At 47.4% G+C, this 23,123-nt stretch carries 22 protein-coding genes; 18 read left to right on the top strand and 4 right to left on the bottom strand.

All coding sequences use genetic code 11. The features are described from left to right. From LIN78_RS15530 to LIN78_RS15520, 3 genes are all read left to right on the top strand, one after another. Positions 1 to 262, top strand: a 262-nt coding sequence (locus LIN78_RS15530; RefSeq protein WP_227181535.1) for an aldehyde dehydrogenase family protein, incomplete at its 5' end; no start/stop codon positions are given. A gap of 140 nt (positions 263 to 402) precedes the next feature. Continuing rightward, a complete protein-coding gene (locus LIN78_RS15525; RefSeq protein WP_227181776.1) occupies positions 403 to 1,866 on the top strand; it encodes an APC family permease in 1,464 nt (487 codons plus the stop codon). 3 nt (positions 1,867 to 1,869) lie between these two features. Beyond that, a complete protein-coding gene (locus tag LIN78_RS15520; RefSeq protein ID WP_227181775.1) occupies positions 1,870 to 2,451 on the top strand; it encodes a DUF3156 family protein in 582 nt (193 codons plus the stop codon). A gap of 64 nt (positions 2,452 to 2,515) precedes the next feature. Here LIN78_RS15520 and LIN78_RS15515 read toward each other — a convergent pair whose 3' ends face one another. From LIN78_RS15515 to LIN78_RS15500, 4 genes are all read right to left on the bottom strand, one after another. After that, positions 2,516 to 2,857 carry an FKBP-type peptidyl-prolyl cis-trans isomerase gene (locus LIN78_RS15515; protein WP_227181774.1) on the bottom strand — a complete coding sequence of 114 codons (342 nt, stop codon included), beginning with the start codon at positions 2,855 to 2,857 and terminating at the stop codon, positions 2,516 to 2,518. 57 nt (positions 2,858 to 2,914) lie between these two features. Then, positions 2,915 to 3,853 carry a 4-hydroxyphenylacetate catabolism regulatory protein HpaA gene (hpaA, locus tag LIN78_RS15510; RefSeq protein ID WP_227181773.1) on the bottom strand — a complete coding sequence of 313 codons (939 nt, stop codon included), beginning with the start codon at positions 3,851 to 3,853 and terminating at the stop codon, positions 2,915 to 2,917. Positions 3,854 to 3,865: 12 nt separating this feature from the next. Then, complete coding sequence (gene hpaR / locus LIN78_RS15505; RefSeq protein WP_227181772.1) at positions 3,866 to 4,321, bottom strand: homoprotocatechuate degradation operon regulator HpaR; 456 nt, start codon at positions 4,319 to 4,321, stop codon at positions 3,866 to 3,868. Between the two features lie 163 nt (positions 4,322 to 4,484). Next, the gene (locus LIN78_RS15500; RefSeq protein WP_227181771.1) at positions 4,485 to 4,916 is read right to left on the bottom strand and encodes a GlcG/HbpS family heme-binding protein; all 432 of its coding nucleotides are present in this window, start codon (positions 4,914 to 4,916) and stop codon (positions 4,485 to 4,487) included. A gap of 381 nt (positions 4,917 to 5,297) precedes the next feature. Here LIN78_RS15500 and LIN78_RS15495 point away from each other — a divergent pair, with 381 nt between their 5' ends. From LIN78_RS15495 to LIN78_RS15425, 15 genes are all read left to right on the top strand, one after another. Then, entirely contained in the window at positions 5,298 to 6,044 is a 747-nt protein-coding gene (locus LIN78_RS15495) for a fumarylacetoacetate hydrolase family protein (RefSeq protein WP_227181770.1), read from the top strand. After that, entirely contained in the window at positions 6,041 to 6,817 is a 777-nt protein-coding gene (locus LIN78_RS15490; protein WP_227181769.1) for a fumarylacetoacetate hydrolase family protein, read from the top strand. The genes LIN78_RS15495 and LIN78_RS15490 overlap by 4 nt, the downstream gene beginning before the upstream one ends. Beyond that, complete coding sequence (gene hpaE, locus LIN78_RS15485) at positions 6,814 to 8,271, top strand: 5-carboxymethyl-2-hydroxymuconate semialdehyde dehydrogenase (protein ID WP_227181768.1); 1,458 nt, start codon at positions 6,814 to 6,816, stop codon at positions 8,269 to 8,271. The genes LIN78_RS15490 and hpaE overlap by 4 nt, the downstream gene beginning before the upstream one ends. 71 nt (positions 8,272 to 8,342) lie before the next feature. Further along, a complete protein-coding gene (gene hpaD / locus LIN78_RS15480; protein ID WP_227181767.1) occupies positions 8,343 to 9,263 on the top strand; it encodes a 3,4-dihydroxyphenylacetate 2,3-dioxygenase in 921 nt (306 codons plus the stop codon). A 218-nt stretch (positions 9,264 to 9,481) separates the two neighbouring features. Beyond that, positions 9,482 to 10,327 (top strand): 3,4-dihydroxyphenylacetate 2,3-dioxygenase, encoded by an 846-nt coding sequence (gene hpaD, locus LIN78_RS15475; protein WP_227181766.1) that lies wholly within the window; start codon positions 9,482 to 9,484, stop codon positions 10,325 to 10,327. Between the two features lie 11 nt (positions 10,328 to 10,338). Then, on the top strand, positions 10,339 to 10,719 hold the full coding sequence (locus LIN78_RS15470) for a tautomerase family protein (protein WP_227181765.1): 381 nt from the start codon (positions 10,339 to 10,341) through the stop codon (positions 10,717 to 10,719). Positions 10,720 to 10,729: 10 nt separating this feature from the next. Next, positions 10,730 to 11,941: a Bcr/CflA family multidrug efflux MFS transporter gene (locus LIN78_RS15465; RefSeq protein WP_227181764.1), complete on the top strand. Its 1,212-nt coding sequence runs from the start codon at positions 10,730 to 10,732 to the stop codon at positions 11,939 to 11,941. Between the two features lie 14 nt (positions 11,942 to 11,955). Continuing rightward, a complete protein-coding gene (locus tag LIN78_RS15460; protein ID WP_227181763.1) occupies positions 11,956 to 13,410 on the top strand; it encodes an NAD-dependent succinate-semialdehyde dehydrogenase in 1,455 nt (484 codons plus the stop codon). 35 nt (positions 13,411 to 13,445) lie between these two features. Continuing rightward, on the top strand, positions 13,446 to 14,249 hold the full coding sequence (hpaH, locus tag LIN78_RS15455) for a 2-oxo-hept-4-ene-1,7-dioate hydratase (protein ID WP_227181762.1): 804 nt from the start codon (positions 13,446 to 13,448) through the stop codon (positions 14,247 to 14,249). 17 nt (positions 14,250 to 14,266) lie between these two features. Next, positions 14,267 to 15,082, top strand: coding sequence for a 4-hydroxy-2-oxoheptanedioate aldolase (gene hpaI / locus LIN78_RS15450; RefSeq protein WP_227181761.1), 816 nt, complete (start codon positions 14,267 to 14,269; stop codon positions 15,080 to 15,082). Between the two features lie 99 nt (positions 15,083 to 15,181). Further along, the gene (locus LIN78_RS15445; RefSeq protein ID WP_227181760.1) at positions 15,182 to 16,192 is read left to right on the top strand and encodes an ABC transporter substrate-binding protein; all 1,011 of its coding nucleotides are present in this window, start codon (positions 15,182 to 15,184) and stop codon (positions 16,190 to 16,192) included. Positions 16,193 to 16,217: 25 nt separating this feature from the next. Further along, positions 16,218 to 17,978 (top strand): methyl-accepting chemotaxis protein, encoded by a 1,761-nt coding sequence (locus LIN78_RS15440; protein ID WP_227181759.1) that lies wholly within the window; start codon positions 16,218 to 16,220, stop codon positions 17,976 to 17,978. Next, positions 17,948 to 19,210, top strand: a complete 1,263-nt coding sequence (locus LIN78_RS15435) for an MFS transporter (RefSeq protein WP_227181758.1) — start codon at positions 17,948 to 17,950, stop codon at positions 19,208 to 19,210. Before LIN78_RS15440 ends, LIN78_RS15435 begins: the two co-directional genes overlap by 31 nt. 219 nt (positions 19,211 to 19,429) lie before the next feature. Continuing rightward, complete coding sequence (locus tag LIN78_RS15430) at positions 19,430 to 20,215, top strand: substrate-binding periplasmic protein (RefSeq protein ID WP_227181757.1); 786 nt, start codon at positions 19,430 to 19,432, stop codon at positions 20,213 to 20,215. A gap of 10 nt (positions 20,216 to 20,225) precedes the next feature. Beyond that, positions 20,226 to 22,919 (top strand): bifunctional diguanylate cyclase/phosphodiesterase, encoded by a 2,694-nt coding sequence (locus LIN78_RS15425; RefSeq protein ID WP_227181756.1) that lies wholly within the window; start codon positions 20,226 to 20,228, stop codon positions 22,917 to 22,919. Positions 22,920 to 23,123 lie beyond the last annotated feature (204 nt).

Genomic DNA, 23,123 nt, shown 5'->3' with positions numbered 1-23,123 from the left:
ATTTGATACCACCGAAGAAGCTATTCACCTAGCAAACGATACCCCATACGGCCTAGCGGCCAGTGTCTGGTCAGACAATCTGCCAACTGTCATGCACGTGGTGCCAGAGATTCAGGCAGGCACAGTCTGGGTAAACAGCCACATCCCATTAGACCCGAATATGCCGTTTGGTGGCCATAAGCAATCTGGCGTCGGCCGTGAGTTTGGCCGTGGTGCGGTGGAGAACTTCACTGAATTGAAATCAGTTTGTATTGCGTATTAGTGAGTAACTGACGCGGTTCACAAAAGGGCTGGCTAGTGTGGCAGCCCAATTTATTTAGAGGGCACTTTTGTACCGGAATTGACGAGAGAGTGAATTCCATCCAATCTGTTTAACAACGTTCATTGTCAGGAGAGAGTTCAATGACGCTACATAAAAAACTAGAAGCCCACCTAGAGCAGGGGGTTGTGGGTTTTCCTACCGCACTTGCTAGTTCGGTCGGGGTAATTATGGCTAGCCCTGTCATCTTAACCGCTACCAGTGGTTTTGGCATGGCCGGTGGTACATTTGCGTTGGCAATGGTGGTCGCGCTAATCATGATGCTGGCGCAAAGTACAACATTTGCAGAAGCGGCATCCATCCTCCCTACCTCTGGTTCTACTTATGATTACATTGCGTGTGGTTTAGGCCGTTTTTGGGCCATCGTCGGTACGATTTCAGCGTATTTAATTGTGCATTTGTTTGCAGGCACATCAGAAACCATTCTATCTGGGATTATGGCGCTGGTTAACTTCGAACATATGAATAGCGTCATGGAAGCACATGGCGGCTCTTGGATGGTCGGGGTTGGTTTGGTCGTGCTATTTGGTATTTTGAATGCGCTTGGTATCCATGTATTTGGCAAAGTAGAAGTCGTACTGACTTTTGGGATGTGGGCAACGCTAACCATTTTCGGTATTGCCGGTATTTTAGAAGCACCGCATGTCAAATTAGACAGTGTATTTGGTACACCGCTTTCATTCGAAGATCCGCAAGCTGTGCTGAGCTTGGTTGGATTGGCCATGTTCATGTTTGTGGGTTCAGAATTAGTCACCCCGCTTGCACCTGAACTTAAAAAATCTGCTAGAACCTTGCCACGTGCGATGTTGATCGGATTGCTAGGTGTGGGCACTTGCATGTTCATGTACGGGATGGCGGTTTTACGCCAAGTTGAAAATACGCCAATGGACCCAAATAACCCAAATGGCGCACATTTACTGGACACTCCAATGGCAATCCCTGCATTTGCAGAGCAAGTAATGGGACCGTTTGGACGTATTTGGCTAGGCCTTGGTTTGTTGTTTGCGGGTGGTGCTTGTATTAACACCTTGGTGGCTGCTGTTCCACGCATTATTTACGGAATGGCCTTAGATGGCGCATTGCCAAAATTCTTTGCTTACTTACACCCTCGTTTTAAAACACCTTGGATTGGTATTTTAGTAGCCGTGCTAATGCCAACCAGCTATGCGATCTATCTGGATGGCAATTTGGATAAGATTTTTGTTTTAGTACTGGCTGCGGTTTGCGCTTGGGGATTGGCGTATATCTTAGTGACACTATCGGTGATTTCATTGCGTATTCGTCGCCCAGATTTCCCAAGAGCGTATAAGTCTCCATTCTTCCCGATTCCACAGATCATCTCTACCGTGGGGATTTTGTTAGCCATCTGGTATATCGCACCACCAGGGTTAACTAGGGCAGATGTGTTTGTTCCATTTGGAATTATCTTGGCAATTACCGGGACTTATGCATTGATCTGGACGACGCTAGTTCAACGTCAAAATCCATTCAAGCCAGTCGCAATTGAAACGGTGCTTGAAGAAGAATTTGCGGATATCAAGGAGTAAGCGATGTCAGCCCTTTCAATTGTTAGCCAGTATTTTCAACCGCAAACACCACGTGCTTACCAAGCTGGCGCAACGTTAAGAAGAGTCATGCTGAATTTGAAAGGGCTACATTTCGAAGAGACCTCTCTTTCGACGGCCAATTTCTCTACGACCACTTCTGGTATTTGTGGAACAGTCGCAGAAAAGATTGACCCTCTTCTCTTTGCCCATACAGTGACGACTGTTTTCCGTTTTCAAATTGCGCCCACCTCCTCGGCTATATTTGAATGGGAACTCGGTCACCTTGGGGCAATGAGAAGACAAGGGGTGCGCATCAATAAAAAGCTGGCGGGATCCGAAGCGGTTGAAAAGCTAGCAGATCAAATCCGTACGGATCCGTTAGTGTTGCAACATTGGCTACCATTAGATGCCAAAACTTGCCGACTGATTGGCAATGAAAATGGTGTGTATTTGGAGATGGAACATTTTGGTGGTAGCGAGGTAGTGGCTAGCTTTCCGAACATCCGAAGATACGTTCGTATTACACCAGAACAATGGCAGTATGCACTAAAGGTAGTAAGAGAAATTAAGCGGATATTTGCGTAATATTTTGCTACTTACTCATAAAAAAACCAGTGTCATTTGCACTGGTTTTTTTATTTTATTCTACTCAATCATCTCTGGTGAGCACTTCAAGTAGTTCAATCTCAAAAATAAGATTAGAACCAGGTTTAATGTGCTGACCAACTTGGCGATCACCATATCCAAGATGCGCTGGCACAAATAGCTTTCTTTTACCGCCAACTTTCATGCCCATCATGCCGATATCCCAACCTTTAATCACTCGGCCAGATCCAATCACGGTTTGAAATGGCTTGCCTCGATCATGAGAGGAATCAAACTTGGTACCATCTTCTAGCCAACCGGTGTAATGCGCCTGAATTAATGCGCCTTTTACACATGCCTTACCGTCGCCTTCTACCAAATCTTCAATCTGTAGTTCAGTTGTCATGCTTTACTCTTTTGTTAACTGACAATATCAGCGCAATTATACCTTGATCGGCTAATTTCAATCATTGGGGCCGCTAATATTGCCAGCGAGCCTCATTTTATTCATTTTATCAGAAGAGATTTGGCGATACTGCAATGGGGTCATACCCACTTGTTTGGTAAAAAAGCGGCTGAAATAGGCAGGGTCTTTAAACCCTAGTTGATAGGCAACTTGTGCAATGGGCGTAGCGGCGAAAAGTAACTGCCGTTTACCTTCGAGAATCAGCCTTTCAAACACTAACTGCTTGGAAGGTAGATTCGCCACCCGGCGGCAAATTTCGTTTAGTTTTGCCTCGGTAATACACAATTCACTAGCGTAAGTCGACAATGGCCAATGCTGATCGTAATGTTGGTCAATCAACAAGGTAAATTGCTGGAATAATTTCCGATCCCCTCGCCCCGCATCTGGTGTGGCTTGGGAATTAGGTGCGATTCGAAATAAGCTTAAAACAATCAGCTGTGTTAGCTGTTGCAATGCCCAAGTGCGCCCCGCCTCATGTTGTGAGAACTCATTTTTTAGTAGCAAAATACAATCACAAATCTGTCTAAATGTTTGTTGGACAGCAAAGGATTGATTCGCAATTTCTAAACAAAATGGCTGGGTGAGTAGGTTGGAGGGCAATTCGCTTGCTACCGCACCATGTAAATTCCGTACGATATCTTGCCGGATAGTCAACACATGGCCATCGGCTACCGGTTCTGTCGAAAATGCATGCGGAATAGCGGGCGGTGTAAAAAACACCAAGGGAGCGCGCGCTAAGTAGAAGTGATCATCTAATTGAAGTTGAATCACCCCAGAATCCAGAAAGTGGATCTGATAAAAACGATCATGATGATGCGCAGGGGTGGTACGGCCAAAAAAATCGGCCATCCGACCAAATGATTCGTAATGCACTTCTGCCCCATCATACTGATGGTCGTACACTTTACCGATATCAATATTAGGGATGACTGACATAGTGAAACCTATTTATGCCTCATCTTCTACCAAGGGCTCACTCTCTGGCACTTGCAACTGACTGACCTCTTCTAGCAAGGCCATCAGCTGATCTATTTTTTCTACGCTCAGTTGCTCTTCTAATTTTTGATAGGCTGCGGCAACCTCATCCGCCATGTTTTCAACCATTTCTCTGGCCGTATCTGTGAGTGCCACATAAATTTTGCGCTGATCGGTAGTTGGCTTTAGCTTTAGCACCAAACCGTCTCTTTCCATGCGGGTCAGAATACCCGTTAGGCTTGGACGCAAAATGCAGGTTAGTTCTGCCAGATGTTGAAACTCAATTGTATTTTTCTCTAACAGCACCCGCATAATGCGCCACTGCTGCTCTGTTAGGCCATGCTTATTCAAGAGTGGCCGAAAAAAGCCCATTGTCGTTTCACGGGCACGCAGTAATGCGATAGTCAGAGAGGTGTGTAGTTTTTTCATGCGCAAGGTCTTTTCACTGTTGGACAGCATTTTCATTCAAATTGAAATGAAATATTCAATATTTTTATATCATTCAGTATTCATGCGGTTTAGTAAAGCATACGACATCAAATAATTTAGCTTAAACCAGCAAAAAGACAATAGTTTGTTAATAGTCATGTTATTAAGATGACATTCCAAATTCTTGCAATGCCATCAGCGCAATTTCTTCATCTTGCGACGCACTGCCACCGGATACGCCAATCGCACCAACCAACACGCCATCGACCACAATCGGTACACCCCCTGCAAAGCCAGCAAATTGCGGCCGGTTCATTAATCCGTGCTTTAAAAATGCATTTGCACTTTCCAATCGATCTGTCCATGTAGAGGTAGGACGACCAAAACTAACGGCGGTATAGGCTTTATCAATTGCAATATCACTTGAATGTAGCGGCGCGCCATCTACTTTGGTAAATGCTTGTAGTTGACCACTGACATTTACTACCGCAATACACATTTTGAACTGTCGATGCTCGGCCAGTAACAGCGCATGCATGGCGAGCGCCAAAGCAGTGCGGCTAGTAATAGAAACTATCGTTTGCGTCTCTAACATCTCTCACCCCTAAAAAAAATGCCGCCAGACCTTGGGGAATACTGGCGGCACAAGAGCTACAGCTCGTGAAAATTCAACATTTCAAAAAACCAAAACACCACACCCATTAATTTATTAATAAAATAAATTTAAAAATAAATTCATTTAGAAATAAACAAAACAGCCAACAGCTAGTAAACAAACTTCACAACGATGTAAATTTAGCATACTAACAGCCTATTTAGTCAATACAGCACTATCCTTTTTTGGCAGATTGCTTGCCAATTGTTTGACCAAAACCCACTTCACCAGTATAACGTTAATATGTTAACATTATTCAAAAGCATGACTTTAAACAGTTAATCATTTAGAAATGAATCAACCGTTACCGCAGGAAAAAGCATGAGACAGGCTAGGATTCTTCAAAACGATGTGGTGCAGAGTGTCACCATTCAAGATCAACAACCAGCGATTGCAGGTCAATTCACATGGCTACCCGCAACGAACGGTAGCGTGATTGGGCTGGCACTAAACAATCGCCCGCTAATGGATAAATTAGCGCCAGAACTCACAGAAGCGCCATACAAAAATCCACCCAAAACACCAGTGTATTTCTTTAAACCAGTGAATACGCATTTAGCACACCAAGGGGCAATCCAAATCCCTGCAAACGGGGAAACAGCATTTGCTGGCGCTGCATTAGGCATTGTGATTGGCAGCACAGCCCGAAAGGTAAAACGTGCTGATGCCGCTAGCGTGATTGCGGGCTACACCATCGTGAACGAAGTGAGCTTGGCTGAGACGAGCTACTACCGCCCAGCGATTAAAGCAAAGTGCCGTGACACCTTTTGCCCGATTGGCCCATGGGTGGTTTCTGCAGATGAACTAGATGTCAGCGCATTGGCAATCAACACCTATGTCAACGGTGAACTTCGCCAGCGTGGCAACACGGCAGATCTGATTTATAGCGTGCCAGAAATCATCGAATACCTAAGTGATTTCATGACCTTACAAGCAGGTGACCTGATTATTGCCGGCACGACATTGCGCGAAGTGGCACTAGCCGCTGGCGATGTGGTCGCTGTAGAAATTGAAGGCATTGGCCGTTTAGAAAACACCGTTACATTAGAAACAGGAGCCGCGAAATGAAACACGCGCGCGTCGAATATAAAGGCGTTACCCAAGCAGCCACCTTACTGGCTGACCAACGCTTACAACTAGCAAACGGCGAAACCATTGATGCCAAAGAAGTGAAATGGCTACCGCCAACAAACGGCACCATTTTTGCGCTAGGGCTGAATTACGCTGATCACGCTGCCGAACTGGACTTTAAAGCGCCAACGGAGCCGCTAGTGTTCCTGAAAGGGACAAACACGCTAACAGGCCACAATCAGGTATCTGTTCGTCCAGACAATCTGGAATACATGCACTACGAAGCCGAGTTGGTGGTGGTGATTGGTAAAACAGCCAAAAACGTGAGCCGCGAGGATGCGATGCAATACGTAGGAGGCTACACCGTGTGTAACGACTACGCCGTGCGGGATTACCTAGAAAACTACTACCGCCCTAACCTGCGCGTAAAAAGCCGCGACACCTTAACGCCCATCGGCCCTTGGATGGTAGAGGCGGCAGACGTAGCAGACCCGCACAACCTAGCCTTACGCACCTATGTGAACGGTGAACTGCGCCAGGAAGGGAGCACCAAAGACCTGATTTTTGATGTGCCGTTTTTGGTGTCTTACCTCAGTAGCTTCATGACATTGAACCCGGGCGACATGATTTGTACCGGTACGCCAGAAGGCTTGTCGGACGTCAAACCGGGTGACTTGGTAGAAGTGGAAGTTGAACACGTTGGTCGCTTGGCAAACCGCATTGTTAGCGAAGCAGAATACGAAAAAATGTTGAAGGAGAACGCAGCATGATGATCAAACACCTAATCAATGGGCAATCTGTCGAGAGCAAAGAAACCTTCCAAACCCTTAACCCAGCGACAGGCGAAGTTCTAGCCGATGTGGCAAGTGGTGGAGAGGAAGAAGTAAACGCGGCGGTTGCGGCGGCCAAAGCAGCGTTCCCAGGTTGGGCAGCTACGCCAGTGAAAGAGCGTGCTCGCCTGATGCGTAACTTGGGTGATTTGATCACCAAGAACGTGCCAGAACTGGCCGAGATGGAAACCAAAGATTGCGGTCAGGTGATTGGCCAAACCAAAAAGGCTTTGATCCCACGCGCGGCGGATAACTTCCACTACTTTGCAGAGTTGATCCAGCATCAGCATGGCGAAACTTACGATTCTGACACAGGGCATCTCAACTACACCTTGTGGACGCCAGTCGGCGTGGTGGCGCTGATTTCTCCTTGGAACGTGCCATTCATGACGGCAACCTGGAAAACCGCACCATGCTTGGCATTTGGTAATACCGCCGTGATGAAGATGTCTGAACTATCGCCAATGACGGTCGATCGCCTAGGCCAATTGGTACTGGAAGCAGGCATTCCACCCGGTGTTTTCAACATTGTTCATGGTTACGGCAATACCGCGGGTGAACCACTGGTTAGCCACCCTGATGTTCGGGCGATTTCCTTTACCGGCAGTACGCTGACTGGTAACCGCATTGTGAAGTCGGCAGGGCTCAAGAAATTCTCGATGGAATTAGGTGGAAAATCGCCGTTCATCATCTTTAACGATGCAGATTACGAACGCGCACTCGATGCGGCGATTTTCATGATCTTCTCGAATAACGGTCAACGCTGTACCGCTGGCTCACGCATCTTGGTACAAGACGGTATCTACGACAAGTTTGTAGCTGACTTTGCTGCCCGCGCCGCTCGCCTCACCGTGGGGGATCCGCTAGACCCGAACACCATTGTTGGCCCAATGATTAGCAAAGGCCACCAAGCAAAGGTTCAAGGTTACATCGAGCTTGGTCAAAAAGAAGGCGCGAAGCTGGTATTTGGTGGTGATACACCAAACGTGGCCGAACACCTAAAAGGCGGTAACTGGGTTCAGCCAACCGTGTTTGCTGATGTAGACAACAAGATGAAGATTGCACAAGACGAAATCTTCGGGCCAGTGCCTTGCATTATCCGCTTCAAGACCGAAGAAGAAGCGCTGCAGATTGCTAACGACACCCAATACGGTTTGTCTTCTTACCTATGGACAGAAAGCACTGGGCGCGTGATGCGCATGGCGAAAGCAATTGAAGCAGGGATGACGTTTGTGAATAGCCAAAACGTACGGGATTTGCGGCAGCCATTTGGCGGCGTGAAAGCTTCTGGTACTGGCCGTGAAGGTAACCACTACAGCTACGAAGTGTTCTGCGAAGCGAAAAACGTGGCCGTGTCTTATGGCAATCACCCGATTCCTAAATGGGGTGCGTAGGTATTTGATCCTTCCCTAGCCTCCCCTTACCCAGGGGGGCTAGGTGATGGGTAGTAAGGAATATAACAAAGGTGTATCTGGCCAAGCGTACAGATGCGCCGCAAGCGCTACAGGTAATTGTTTTATCCACTAGAGAGGCACTTATCATGGGAAAAATTGTTTTAGCTGCAAAAGTCACGCATGTTCCATCCATGCTGATTTCTGAAATGCCAGGGCCGAATCATGGCTGTCGCCAAGCGGCGATTGATGGCCATAAAGAAATTGGTCGTCGCGCAAAAGCACTGGGCGTCGATACCGTGGTCGTCATTGATACCCACTGGCTGGTGAATGCGGGTTATCACATCAATGCCTGCAGTCAGTTTGAAGGCGTGTATACCAGTAACGAGTTCCCTCATTTCATCCAAAACCTACCGTACAACTACAAAGGTAATACCGCGCTAGGTGAATCAATTGCGAAAATCGCGACTGAAAAAGGCGTAGGCACGCGAGCACACAACATTCCTACCCTAGATGTTGAATATGGCACCTTACTACCGATGCACTATATGAATACCGATGCGGCTTTCAAAGTAGTGTCGATTGCGGGCTGGGTAGCATGGGGCGATATGGAAGAAAGTCGCATCGTGGGTGAAGCAATCCGCGAGGCAGTAGAAGCATCCGATAGCAATGTTGCGATTGTGGCGAGTGGATCGATGTCTCATCGTATTCATGACAATAAAAACGTGAATGGCGGTTTATTTACGATTAGCGATGAGTTCTACCGTCAGGCAGATTTGCGCGCACTAGATTTGTGGCAACAAGGCCGTTTTGAAGAGTTCACCCGTATGTTACCAACTTACGCCAAGGTGTGTTACGGCGAAGGCTGGATGCACGATACCGCGATGCTGTTAGGCGCATTGGGCTGGGATCAGTACAAAGGCAAGGCAGAAATGATTACCGATTACTTCGAGAGTTCTGGCACAGGCCAAGTCAACGCGCTTTTCCCTGTTTAAACAGTATTCGATTGATAAAACAGTAAAACCACTGCTGATAGCCCTGCGCTTTTACACGCAAGCTAGACGGCAGCGCAAACATTCGTTGAATTTGCCAATACTGGATACGTATTTTGAAGTCAGGTTAGTCATACTGGTTGTTTAGCCAGCATCACTAACCTTGCTTGGTTGCCATGCACATTTAAGCGCAACCTCCCCTTGATGAATGAAGGAATACCATGGGCAAACTAGCACTTGCTGCCAAGATTACACATGTACCGTCTATGTACCTGTCTGAGCTTCCTGGGCCAAATCAGGGTTGCCGAGATGCGGCAATTAATGGCCATAAAGAGATCGCCCGCCGCTGCCGCGAATTAGGCGTAGATACCATTGTGGTATTTGATACCCATTGGCTAGTCAATAGCGCCTATCACATCAACTGTGGTGAGAGGTTCGAAGGGGTTTATACCAGCAACGAGCTCCCGCACTTTATTCGTGACATGAAATTTAGCTATCCTGGCAATCCAATTTTAGGCGAATTAATTGCAAACGAAGCAATTGCTCGCAAAGTAAGAGCCAAAGCCCACAATATTCCAAGTCTAGAGCTTGAATACGGCACCTTAGTCCCGATGCGTTATATGAATGAAGACCAACATTTTAAAGTGGTCTCCGTTGCTGGCTGGTGTCAAGCGCATGAACTAGAAGATAGCCGCAAATTTGGCGAAGCAGTGAAAGCAGCAATTGAAGCTTACGACGGCACGGTCGCTATTTTTGCAAGTGGGTCGTTATCGCACACCTTTATTGATGATCGCTTAGCCGAAGGCGGTATGTTCCGTTACACCCGTGAGTTCGACCGCCAAGTGGATATGCACGTGGTAGAGATGTGGAAGCAAGGCCGCTTTGCCGAATTCTGCGCCATGCTGCCAGAGTACGCCACTTACTGTAACGGCGAAGGCAAGATGCACGACACAGCGATGCTGCTTGGCGCATTAGGATGGGATCAATACCAAGGAGAAGTCGAGATCATCACCGAGCTATTCCCAAGCTCTGGCACCGGCCAACTCAACGCTATCTTCCCTATTTAAGAGGCCCGCACATGCCACATTTTATTGTTGAATGTACCGAAAACCTACGTGATAGTGCAGATTTTCAGCCGCTATTTGCCCAAGTGCATGAATACATGGCGGGCACCGGTATTTTCCCTATTGGCGGCATCCGTAGCCGTGTTCACTGGATTGATACCTACCGCATGGCAGACGCCGCAGCCGACTATGCCTTTGTGCATATCACGCTAAAAGTGGGCCATGGACGTGACGAAGCCACCCGAAAAGCCGTTGGTGATCATCTATTTGGGTTGGTCAAAACCCATTTCGCAAAACTGATGGAAGATCGCTACTTAGCGCTGTCTTTCGAGATGGTAGAGCTACATCCGGTGCTGAACTACAAGCACAACAACGTGCACGCGCGCTTTAAATAAAACATTCCCCATGAACCTATCAGACCTCCCGATACGTACCAGCCGGCTGATTGCCCTCTTAGGGCTATTAGTCGCGTTTGGCCCGTTTGCGATTGACATGTACCTACCCAACCTCCCCGTGATGGGGCATGAGCTAGGCGTAGGGCAAGACGATATGCAGCACACACTCAGCGCCTTTTTGCTGGGGTTTTGTGTCGGGATGTTGTTTTATGGGCCATTGTCCGATCGATTTGGTCGTCGCCCATTATTGCTAGTGGGGATTGGGCTCTATGTAGTCAGCAGCCTCTTATGTGCCTTTGCACACCAAATTGATAGTCTGATTACCTTTCGGTTGCTGCAAGCAATTGGTGGTGGTGCAGGTTCGGTGATGGCGCGCGCCATCGTCAGGGATGTATTTCCCAAAGAAGATGCGGCCAGCGTCTTATCTAAAATGGCTTTAGTCACCATGGTCGCGCCACTTATCGCACCACTTGTGGGAGGTTGGTTGGGTAATCACATCGGTTGGCGTGCCGTATTTGTGCTGTTGTCGGTGCAAGGGTTAATTAGTGGTTGGTTAGTCTGGCGCTATTTGCCAGAAACATTGCCGTCTACCCAGCGAAGCCATGGTGGTCTGGGGACAGTGTTGGTGAATTACTGGCGTTTACTGATCGACCCACGCAATCTACTCCTCATCATTGGCATGGGGTTTCCGTTTGCTGGTATGTTCGCGTTTATCACTGGCTCGCCTTTTGTATATATCGAACGCTTTGGCGTTAACAACCAGTTTTATGGTTTTCTGTTTGGCGCCAATATCATCGGTCAAGCCATATTTACCCTGATCAATACCCAGTTATTAAAACGATACTCCCCGCTCGCCATTACCAACATCGCCATTTTGCTGGCACTTACCGCTAGCATTGGCGCGCTATTGACTGATACGACTTCGCTTTGGCTACTCGTACCGATGATTGTGGTGTACGTCGGCCTTACCATTGCCATTAACGCCAACGCCATGGCCGCCCTTCTCGGCAGACACCAACATCAGATCGGTAGTATTAGTGCATTGGCAGTGTCGATCGAGTTTGGATTTGGCTCTCTCGCTAGTTTTATTGTTGCCGCCTTGCAGCCACACACCCCACATGCAATGACCTGCGTCATGCTCGGTTGCGCCGTCATTGCCGCCATTTGTTTATTTGTCTATCGCTGGCTAGAAACGCCGCAAATCTCCCTACAAAAAAGCTAAGAGAAAGGCACGACATGCAATTAAAGGATGCTTCCCTACTACAACAGCAACTCTACATTGACGGTGCCTGGCAAGCCGCCAGCGACGGCGAAGTATTTGCAGTGACCAACCCAGCAAATGATCAGGTGTTAGTGACGGTTGCTTCTGCTACCAAAGCAGATACGGCACGCGCAATCGAAGTGGCGGAAGCCGCCCTACCTGCTTGGCGCGATCTAACAGCCAAAGCACGATCGAACTTGCTGCGTAATTGGTACAACCTAATCCTTGAGAACATCGATGATCTCGCCACCATCTTGAGCGCCGAGCAAGGCAAGCCGTTAGCAGAAGCCAAAGGCGAAATCTTGTACGGTGCCAGCTATATCGAATGGTTTGCCGAAGAAGCCAAGCGTGTCTATGGCGATACCATCCCAGGTCCTGCGGCAGACAAACGGCTGGTCGTGATCAAGCAACCAATTGGTGTCGTGGCGGCCATTACCCCGTGGAATTTCCCGAATGCGATGATCACCCGCAAGGTCGGCCCAGCGTTGGCAGCAGGTTGTACCGTGGTGGTCAAACCAGCTACCGAAACCCCTCTATCCGCACTGGCGCTTGCCGTGTTGGCAGAAAAAGCGGGCATCCCGAAAGGAGTAATCAACATCGTACCGGGCAAACGCTCTGGTGATATTGGTGGTGAACTCACTGCCAATCCAATTGTGAAGAAGCTTTCTTTCACCGGTTCTACCCGCATCGGCAAATTGCTGATGGCGCAATGTGCCGACACCATCAAAAAGCTATCGCTAGAACTAGGTGGCAACGCCCCATTTATTGTGTTTGACGATGCTGATCTGGATGCAGCAGTGCAAGGCGCCATGATCGCCAAATTCCGTAACACCGGCCAAACCTGCGTCTGCGCGAACCGCATCTTGGTACAAAGCGGTGTTTACGATGCTTTTGCAGAGAAATTGGCCGCAGCTGTGGCCGCCATGCAAGTAGGCCCCGCGCTAGAAGGTGCTTTCCAGCAAGGCCCACTGATTAACCAATCGTCACTCAACAAGGTTAAAGAACACGTAGAAGACGCACTTGGCAAAGGGGCAAAAGTAGCCACTGGCGGTAAAGCACACGCTCGTGGTGGTTTGTTCTATGAGCCAACCGTACTGACTGGTGTCACTAACGACATGGTCGTCGCCAAAGACGAAACCTTCGGCCCAGTCGCACCCCTATTTAAGTTCGACACCGAAGCAGATGCCATCCGCCTAGCTAACGATACCGAATTTGGCTTGGCGGCTTACTTCTACTCTCGTGACATTGGCCGCGCTTGGCGCGTAGCAGAGAAACTGGAATGCGGCATGGTCGGCATTAACGAAGGGCTAATTTCTAACGAGGCCGTCCCGTTTGGCGGCATCAAAGAATCTGGCCTAGGCCGCGAAGGCTCGAAATACGGCATCGAAGAATACTTGGAAATCAAATACATGTGCTTTGGTGGCATCTAAGCCCCAAACCGACATATACCTATCAGGAGAAGAACATGTTAGATAAAGAAATCATTACCCTTTGTGCACAACGTCTGCACGAAGCAGAAAAAAATCGCGTTCAAATTCGTCAGCTATCTTTGGAATACCCAGACATCACCATCGAAGATGCGTATGCCATCCAGCGCGAATGGGTTGCGATGAAGATGGCAGAAGGCCGCACGCTAAAAGGCCACAAGATCGGCCTGACGTCTAAAGCCATGCAGTACTCCTCGCAAATCGACGAGCCGGATTACGGTGCGCTGCTGGACGATATGTTCTTTGCGGATGGCTCAGACATCCCGACTAGCCGTTTTATCGTGCCTCGCTTGGAAGTCGAGCTAGCCTTTGTATTGGCAAAACCACTTTCTGGCCCGAACTGCACCTTGTTCGATGTGTACAACGCGACTGACTATGTGATCCCTGCTGCCGAGATCATTGATGCGCGAAGCCAATCGATTGACCCAGAAAGCAAACGTCCACGTAAAGTGTTCGACACCATTTCAGACAACGCGGCCAACGCAGGGGTTGTGATGGGTGGTCGCCCAATCAAACCATCCGAAGTGGATCTTCGTTGGGTATCTGCCATTTGCTACCGCAATGGCGTGATTGAAGAATCAGGCGTGGCGGCGGCGGTGCTCAACCACCCGGCCAACGGTGTGGCGTGGCTAGCCAACAAACTCTACCCATATGGTGTCACCCTGCAACCCGGTCAGATCATTCTGGGTGGTTCGTTCACTCGCCCGGTTCCTGCACGTACGGGGGATACCTTCCATGTCGATTATGGTCAGTTGGGCGCAATTAGCTGCCGCTTTGTGTAATTCACTAGGAGAAAATAATGGAAATGCCAGTGAATCACTTCAAAGCAGCGATGAAAAACCAGCAGGCCCAAATCGGCCTGTGGCTTGGTTTGGCCAACCCCTACACGGCAGAACTACTTGCCGGTGCGGGGTTTGATTGGCTACTCATTGACGGCGAACACGCACCAAACGAGCTACAAACCACCCTCGCCCAGCTGCAAGCGATAGCCCCATACAAAAGCCAGCCGATTGTTCGCCCACCATGGAATGACCCCGTCCGCATCAAACAGATCCTGGACTTGGGCGTACAAACGCTACTGGTACCAATGGTACAAACCGCCGAAGAAGCGCGTTTGGCCGTTGCCGCGACTCGCTACCCCCCAGAAGGCATTCGTGGCGTTGGCAGTGCACTAGCACGCGCGTCCCGTTGGAACCGAGTAGGTAATTATCTACATGCTGCCAACAGTGAAATCTGCGTGCTGGTACAAATCGAGACAAAAAAAGGCTTGGATAACTTAGCAGAAATCTTAGCGGTTGATGGTGTGGATGGCGTGTTTATTGGCCCAGCAGATTTATCTGCTGATCTCGGCTTTATTGGTAACCCTGGCCACCCAGAAGTACAAGCCGCGATTACCCATGCCATTTCTATGATCAAAGCTGCCGGCAAAGCACCAGGCATTTTGATGACCAACGAAGCCCTTGCTCGCCAATATCTGGCTCTGGGTGCTTTGTTTGTGGCGGTGGGCGTCGATACCACCCTACTCGCCCAAGCAGCAGATGCACTGCGCCAGAAATATCTGGATGCAGCGCCTGTCAGCCCCCCTGATACCAGCGGCAAAATTAGCGTCTATTAATTCAATCCCCGCACACAAATACTCCCTTAGTTGAAGGTTTTACCTATCAACAAAGGGAGCGGTTTGCTGTTTGACTGCATTTTTCGCTTGAGGAGGCGCATGATGTTTGTCCGGTTCTTGCAACGTAGTAGTTTAGTCATTGCACTGTTCGCTTCAACCATTGCCTATGCTCGTCCACTCAAAATTGGAACATTTCCATGGATTGGCTTTGCGCCCTTACAAGTTGCAGCAGGCAAAGGCTTTTGGAAACAAACAGGGGTTGATGTTCAAGTGATCAGCTACCCATCTGACGCTGAAGCGCTAGCCGCCTTCAAGCAAAAGAAAATTGATTTAATGACCACCATGGTGGGTAATATTTATGGCTACCGGCAGGCAGGTATCCCCATGTACCTCATGGCAGAAACGGGTTGGTCTCATGGCAGTGATAAGCTAATCGCCAAACAAAACTTAAGTGCAAACAAACTAAAAGGCGCGACGGTTGGGGTTTATCTAAGAAACGCCACGATTGGCAACTTTCTCAACCAATATCTAGCCAGTCAAAAGCTCAAACCAACTGACGTCAAGCTAGAAGAAGCCACGCCAGAAAAACTCACCAATGACTTTGCTAGCGGCAAATATCCGCTGATTGTTACTTATGATCCATTTGCTCTAGATGCCAGACGAAAAGGCGCTGGCGATGAAGTCGGCAACAGTGCTAGTTGGCCTGGCATCTTGCCGGAAGGGATTGTGGGACAGCCCAATTTAACAGCTGAGTTTTCTAATGACCAACTCGCTAACTTCTTCACTGGCTGGCTAGAGTCGATCCGTTGGATTGATACACAAGCAAAATGGAAAGAAATCTTCCCTTTATTACGTAAAGGCAGCAGCCCGACCCCAGAATCGCTAGATGAACTAGACGTCATCGCTATGCTGAACTCCTATCGCTTCCATCTCCCCTCTCGGCTCATTCAAAGAAACGAAGCAGGTAGTGGCACGCAAAAATACCTAAAGCAAGTTCAGCAATATTTAGCGGATACCCATTCCCCTGCCGCGCAGCTATCACCGGAGCAATTGGTCTCTGTCGATGCCGCGCTAAAAGCGGCACAACGCGCACTTGCCGCAAAAAACTAGCACTAGCAAAAGAAGGGGGAAATCTATGCTAAAACGTTGGATTCAATCAGCCAGCAGCGAAGCCATTTATGAAGCGGCGCCACTTCAAACCGAACTAGACATTGCAGCACCTAAGTATTGGGAGTCCACCGGGCAAATGCTTTCAAGAGGATTTCATACCTTGGCCTTCTTGCAGCAAACCATTGCAGATGGCATACAAAGCAATATTCAAGCGGCTGCAGAAATTGAAGAGCGCAGCCAAAAAATGTCGGCAGCGCTGACAGACTCTGCACAACAAATGTCAGAAAGCAATCGCCTAGCATTGCAGATGCAAAACGAACTGACCGAAGAACTAGCCCAGCTTAGCCAAAGCGTTAAACAGCAATTAAGCGATACCATCGCAAAAATCGATCACAAATCGGAAGAGGTGCTATCTGTCTTGGAAGAAATCGCTGCAATTGCTAAACAAGTCAATCTGCTTGCCTTAAATGCTGCCATTGAATCCGCCAGAGCGGGCGAAGCTGGTCGAGGTTTTGCCGTTGTGGCAGATGAAGTCCGACAATTGGCTTTCCGAACGATGGATAGTGCCAAACGCGCAGCCGCCAAAATGGATTTATCCGATATCCAATCGCTTGTTGCGAATACCGCCAATCAAGGGGAGGAGAACCTCAATGCGCTCACAAATAATGTGGTCACATCACTCAGCCATCTAACGGATCGATTTAAAAGTGTAGATAGTAACGTCAGCCAACTCATCGACACCAACAAAGTCATCAAAGAAACCACGCCACAGCTAGCAAAACGGGCCCGACAACTGATTTCTAGAATCGACCGCGGTGTCGACATTACCCGTGAAGCCACCAGCATCATGGTGCAATCACCGGACGTCCAACAAGAGCGCACTACGGCACTACTACAATCGCAATTCATTGCCACGTCAAATAGCTACGATCGCCTAAATGATATTTTAGAAAGAAAAGTGTTACGGGTGGCCGTTGAACCCGCTTTTATTGGATTGTCTTTTCGCACCAAACAACAATCGCAACTTCAAGGGCTAGACATTGAATACGCCACCGCCTTTGCCAATTGGCTAGGGGTAAAAATCGAGTTTATCGAGCAAAGTTGGGATCAATGCATGGGAATGCTCTATTTTGGCAAATTCCGCAGCGAGCCGCCCGCAGATGTAATGTGGAGCGCACTACCGCCAGCAGATGCATTTTATGGCCTCGCCTTTTCCGATCCATACACCTTTTTTCCGCTCATTCTAGCAAGAAGAAAAAATGATCAACGGATTGGCTCTATTTCAGACTTATCTGGCAAGGTGCTTGGCTGCGGCAATGATCCCAATGCATTTGCTGCACTTGAAAACCTAGGAGTGAGATGGCAAGCCAACCAGCAATTAGCGGGAGGCAAAATCCTATTAGAAAACCTGATTGTCTATTCAGACCAAACCCGAATCCATGATGCAGTAGCAGAAGGCGTAGTAGATGCTTTTGTTGTCGACAAACCCATTTTCTATTGGGCAGCTAATCATGCGGATAGCCCTTGGCACCAACAACTAGAAATTTTACCCAGTGCGCTCAGCCAAACACCTTGGTGCTACACAGCGGCCGTTGCAGCGTTACCTGAAAATGCCAATTTACTGAGTAAAATAAACGAATTTATCCATTGGTTTAGACCACAAGCAACCAGACAATCGATCGACGCCCGCTGGCTAGGGCAAAGCACACCGGTAAATCCAGATCAGCTGATTACCCATGGTGTCATGAATGCAGAATGGCTACATCAAAGAAAGTTAATGATGTAATGGTTAGCTTTTTTCGCCAATCCTCTGCTTTCCGGGCGTTAAAGCATCGAAATTACCGGCTCTATTTCATCGGGCAGGCCATTTCAATTTTAGGCACTTGGGTACAACAAGTTGCACTAAGTTGGCTGGTATATCGTCTAACTGGTTCTGCCACCTTATTGGGGCTAACCGCTTTTTTAGCACAAGCCCCGCAATTAATCATTGGCCCGATTTCTGGCCCATGGTTAGACAAACATAATCGGCAACGCATGTTAATGACGACTCAAGCATTACTCATGTTGCAAGCCATCTTGTTAGGCGTACTTTCGTATGGCAACCTACTTGAAACGTGGCATTTAATTGTGCTCGCTACCATGATGGGCGTATTTACCAGCGTAGACGTTCCGCTACGGCAATCCTTACTTAGTCAAATCGTGTCCAATAAAGAAGACGTACCAAACGCCATTGCACTAAATGCCGCGTTATTTAATAGCGCTCGTTTTTTAGGGCCGCCAATTGCCGGAGTGTTACTAACGCTCACATCAGAAACCATCTGCTTCTTTATTAACGCGGCTTCTTTTCTTGCGCTCATCTTATTAGCAGCCAAAATGCAGATCGCTCCCACGCCTAAACTACGCCAATCCTTTGGAAATGCGTTGTCAGAAGGTATGCAATACATTTTTCAGCATCACAAAGTAAAAACGCTGTTATTTGTTGTTGCCATCCTCAATATCACCGCCTCTGCTTACGTCGTACTAATGCCTGCGTTTACTAGGGAAATTTATCATGGCGATGCGCAGCTTCTTGGCGGGCTATTAGGTGCGGCTGGCGCTGGTGCATTAACTAGCTCGATTTGGCTTGCCAGCAGAACCAATCACCAAGCCATTTTAAAGATTGTGCTTTTTGGCATTTGGCTAACCGCCAGTGCATTGCTTATCTTTAGCTTAACGCACTACTTGCCGATTGCGCTGCTATCTATCTGTGCGGTTGGCTTTGGGATTGCGCTCACCAATGTAGCGAGTAACAGCTATATTCAGTTAGCGGTAACAGATCAACTAAGAGGCCGCGTGCTGTCTGTTTACACAGCGATTCGTTTTGGATTTGATGCGCTAGGCGGTCTGATTGCAGGCGCTGTAGCCAGCCAGATTGGCGTAAACCATACCTTAACCGTCAACGCGATTATTCTGCTGTTTGCAGCTTGCTGGTATTTCGTTATTTATCGAACACGCCTAAAACCGACAACCGCCCATTGATTTAATTCTAGCCGGAAAGCAAACGGATTTACCCGTTTTTACGCCGCCAGAATGGCTTTACACCTAGATTACACCTCAAAACTTGATCTGGCGCAGATCAAGCAAAATCTTTTATGAATAAAATCAACTCCAAATCTCTTTAGGCCATCAGTTCATCTTTTTTTGGCCAAATGAATACGCCTTATTGGTTCTTCATCTGCAAATAAGAAAGTGAATATCTTGAATAGCAAACCACTGCGCCAAATACTGATTGCTAGCCTCCTTCTTAGCACCACTGCGTTTGCAGGGCATCTTGATTCCATCAAAAGTAAGAACGAATTAAAGGTATGTATTTGGCCAGACTATTACGGCATCTCTTACCGTAATCCTAGAACCTTGCAGCTATCAGGTATTGATATCGATATGGCAAATGCGCTAGGGCAAGACTTAGGTGTGCCAGTGAAGTTTGTAGATAGTTCCTTTGCCAACTTGATTCAAGATGTTGAGCAAGACAAATGTGATATCGCCATGTTTGCGATTGGCATCACCCCACAACGTAGCGAGCATCTCCGTTTTACAAAACCCCATCTAGTAAGCGATATCTACGCCATTACGACAAAAAGCAACCAACGTATTCAATCTTGGGCAGATATTGATAAACCAGGTCGGGTAGTGGCCGTTGCAAAAGGCACGCTTCACGAAAGCGTGATGAAAGAAAAACTAAAAGCTGCCACCTTAATGGTCACGACAGATCCAAAAGGAAGAGAACAAGCCGTAGAATCCGGTCGTGCAGATGTGTTTATGACGGATTATCCATTTAGCCGACGTATGCTAGAAACGACCGATTGGGCGAAGTTAATCGCGCCAACCGGGGTATATCATTTAACCCCTTACGCCTATGCAATGCAAAAAGGCGATGATGCGTGGTTTAATCGTGTCTCAGCATTTCTAGATAAAGTCAGAGCAGATGGCAGATTATTAGCAGCCATCAAAAAGCATAAGCTAGACCCAATCGCTGAGCGCTAGTTAGACTAAAGTGGATATCCCGCTGCTTCTACCATTGGCCAATAAACGCTATAAGCGTCGAATTGCTTTTATCATTAGCATGTTGTTGCTAGTGGTTCTGGTGGTATCCACTACTGCGTCTATCATTTGGCGATTAAGAAACGATACGATTGATCGTCAAGTCGCATTAGACAACCTCACCGCCCGGGCAATGGAAGATCAGCTCACCCAAAGTCTTACCATTGTAGAGCGAACACTCACCCTAGCCGGTACAGACCCAAAAAATGGAGAGCGACTCTCCTTTTACCTACAACAGGCTCCCTATCTACGCTCTATCTCGATTATTGATGCTCAACACCGAATTACGCACAGCACCACTCAATCCAACGTTGGTATTCAGATCGATAATACCGACTACATGCCGTTTAGCGATGATCCTGTTCCCGTCTTACGAAGTGGCAAACTCTTAGGCGGTAGAGATTTTGCTGATAGTCGTCCCATCAACTGGGATGGTAAAGATGATACCGATATTTCGTTCATCCCCGTTTCCCTAGATGTACCTCAACCAAATGGGCACTGGCATACCGTTATTGCCACAATTAACCCAGATTACTTTTTAAACTTCTATCTTTCTCATCTTTCATCAGAGCAAGGGCAAGTACTCTTGCTGCGCTACGATGGCACCCCCTTAATTCAAAGCCATCAAAGGATTACATCTCAAGTCTTTACGCAAGCGCTAAAAAAACGCTTAAAAGTGAGTGAAGTAGACAATTACACAGATGTTGCACCAAATGGCGAACAGCTCCTTACCTCTTACCGTGCTTCCAGAAGCTACCCCTATATTCTGGTTGTCAGAGCAAATCGGGCATCCGTCTTAGCCGCGTGGCGTCAAGAAGCAATCACCTCCTCCATTATTGTTGGCATAGTGTTACTACTTACCTTAGGTACTGCAATCTTCTTTTTCTTCAGAATGGAAAAGTTAGAGCGAATTCGCCAACAAGACGAACATCAACTCAATATTGCTGCTGCAGCATTTGAAACGCAGCAAGGAATTATCGTTACCGATTCGGAGACCAATGTTCTTCGTGTCAACCCAGCCTTTACCGAAATCACTGGCTACTCTGCCGAAGAGATGATCGGGAAAACGCCAAGAATCCTGAGCTCAGGGAAGCATAACCTTCCGTTTTATCAAGCAATGTGGAAGCAAATAGTTGAAACCGGTTTTTGGAGTGGTGAAATTTGGAATCGACGCAAAACAGGTGAAGTGTATCCAGAATGGCTAACCATTACTGCCATCAAAAATAGCTCGGCTATCGTCAGTCATTATGTAGCCACCTTAACCGATATCACGCAGCGTAAAGAGGCAGAGGAAGAAATCCGCCATCTTGCATATTACGACCCATTAACCAAACTACCGAACCGACGTTTGTTGTTAGAAAAGCTGCAAGAAGCGGTAAATAGTGACAATCACCAACACATGATTGGCGCATTATTATTTATCGACTTAGATAATTTCAAACAGCTAAATGACACACTAGGTCACGATTACGGTGATCTATTATTGCAAGAAGTGGGGATACGCCTAAATCAAAATCTACAAGTAGGAGATACTGTCGCAAGGCTTGGCGGAGATGAGTTTATTCTTATTCTGAATCACCTTAGCCACGACTATCATAACGCGGTAAAACGCGCTGAAGCCATTGGCGAACACTTTAGAATCACGCTCAATCAGCCCTATCACTTAGCAGAACACGAATACATCACCACACCAAGTATTGGTATTGCCATGTTTGGCAAATCGGATATCACTGCAGATGAGTTACTAAAGCATGCTGATTTAGCACTTTATAGTGCAAAATCATCCGGTAGAAACGCAGTTAGTTTCTTCGACCTTACCATGCAAACCAACTTAACCGAACGAACTAATTTAGAGGCAGCACTGCGCCAAGGCATTGCACAAGATCAACTTAAACTGTATATCCAACCGCAGATGAAGCAAGACTGCACTGTCTACGGTGGAGAAGTATTAGTCCGGTGGCAACACCCAACATTAGGTTTGCTCTCCCCTGATAAATTCATTCCGCTAGCAGAAGAAACCGATTTAATCATCCCGATGGGTAATTGGGTGCTAACCGCAGCTTGCAAATTGCTAAAGCAATTTAGCCAAGACGAACATTTGAAACACTTCAGCTTGTCTGTCAACGTCAGCGTAAAACAACTTCACCTTGCCGACTTCGTCGAGCAAGTACAATCAACGCTACTAGAAACGGGCGCCCCTGCTTCACAACTGATGCTAGAAATTACCGAGAGCGGCCTCATTGATAATATGGCCGATAGTATCCGCAAAATGGAACGCCTAACGAAATTAGGCGTTCGTTTTTCTCTAGATGATTTTGGCACCGGCTATTCATCACTTTCTTACCTCAAAAAGCTGCCACTGACCCAAGTAAAAATCGATCAATCCTTCGTCAGAGGGATTCACTTTGATGCAAATGATGCCGCAATTGTTAGAAGTATCATTGCGCTAGCTTCTGCAATGCACTTACAAGTTACCGCCGAAGGCGTAGAGAACAGAGAGCAACTGGAGTATTTACAAGCACTGGGATGTGATAGTTATCAGGGCTATCTACTCGGCCGTCCTGCACCATGGCAATCTGTTATTCAGCAACTGAGGGATTGCCATTTCAAACTCTTAACCGCTGAAAACAACCCAAGCACAGTCTAAAAAAGAGAAGCCGCGTCAAAATTACCTAGCATCAGTATCTGTACTTTCTTTCAGAACAGATAACCAAACCATCAGTCAGTTAATTATCAAAATATAGTGACCAATCAGTCATCAACCATAAATCTCTTTAGTTTCATTACACTAGCAAAAAAGTATTGTTAAAATATTTTGACAAGAAAATGAAATTTACATAAATAAGTATAT

Origin of the sequence: Leeia speluncae (assembly GCF_020564625.1) — a bacterium.
In the GTDB taxonomy this organism is placed as follows: Bacteria; Pseudomonadota; Gammaproteobacteria; order Burkholderiales; family Leeiaceae; genus Leeia; species Leeia speluncae.
This window is presented reverse-complemented; position numbering and strand designations above follow the sequence as displayed.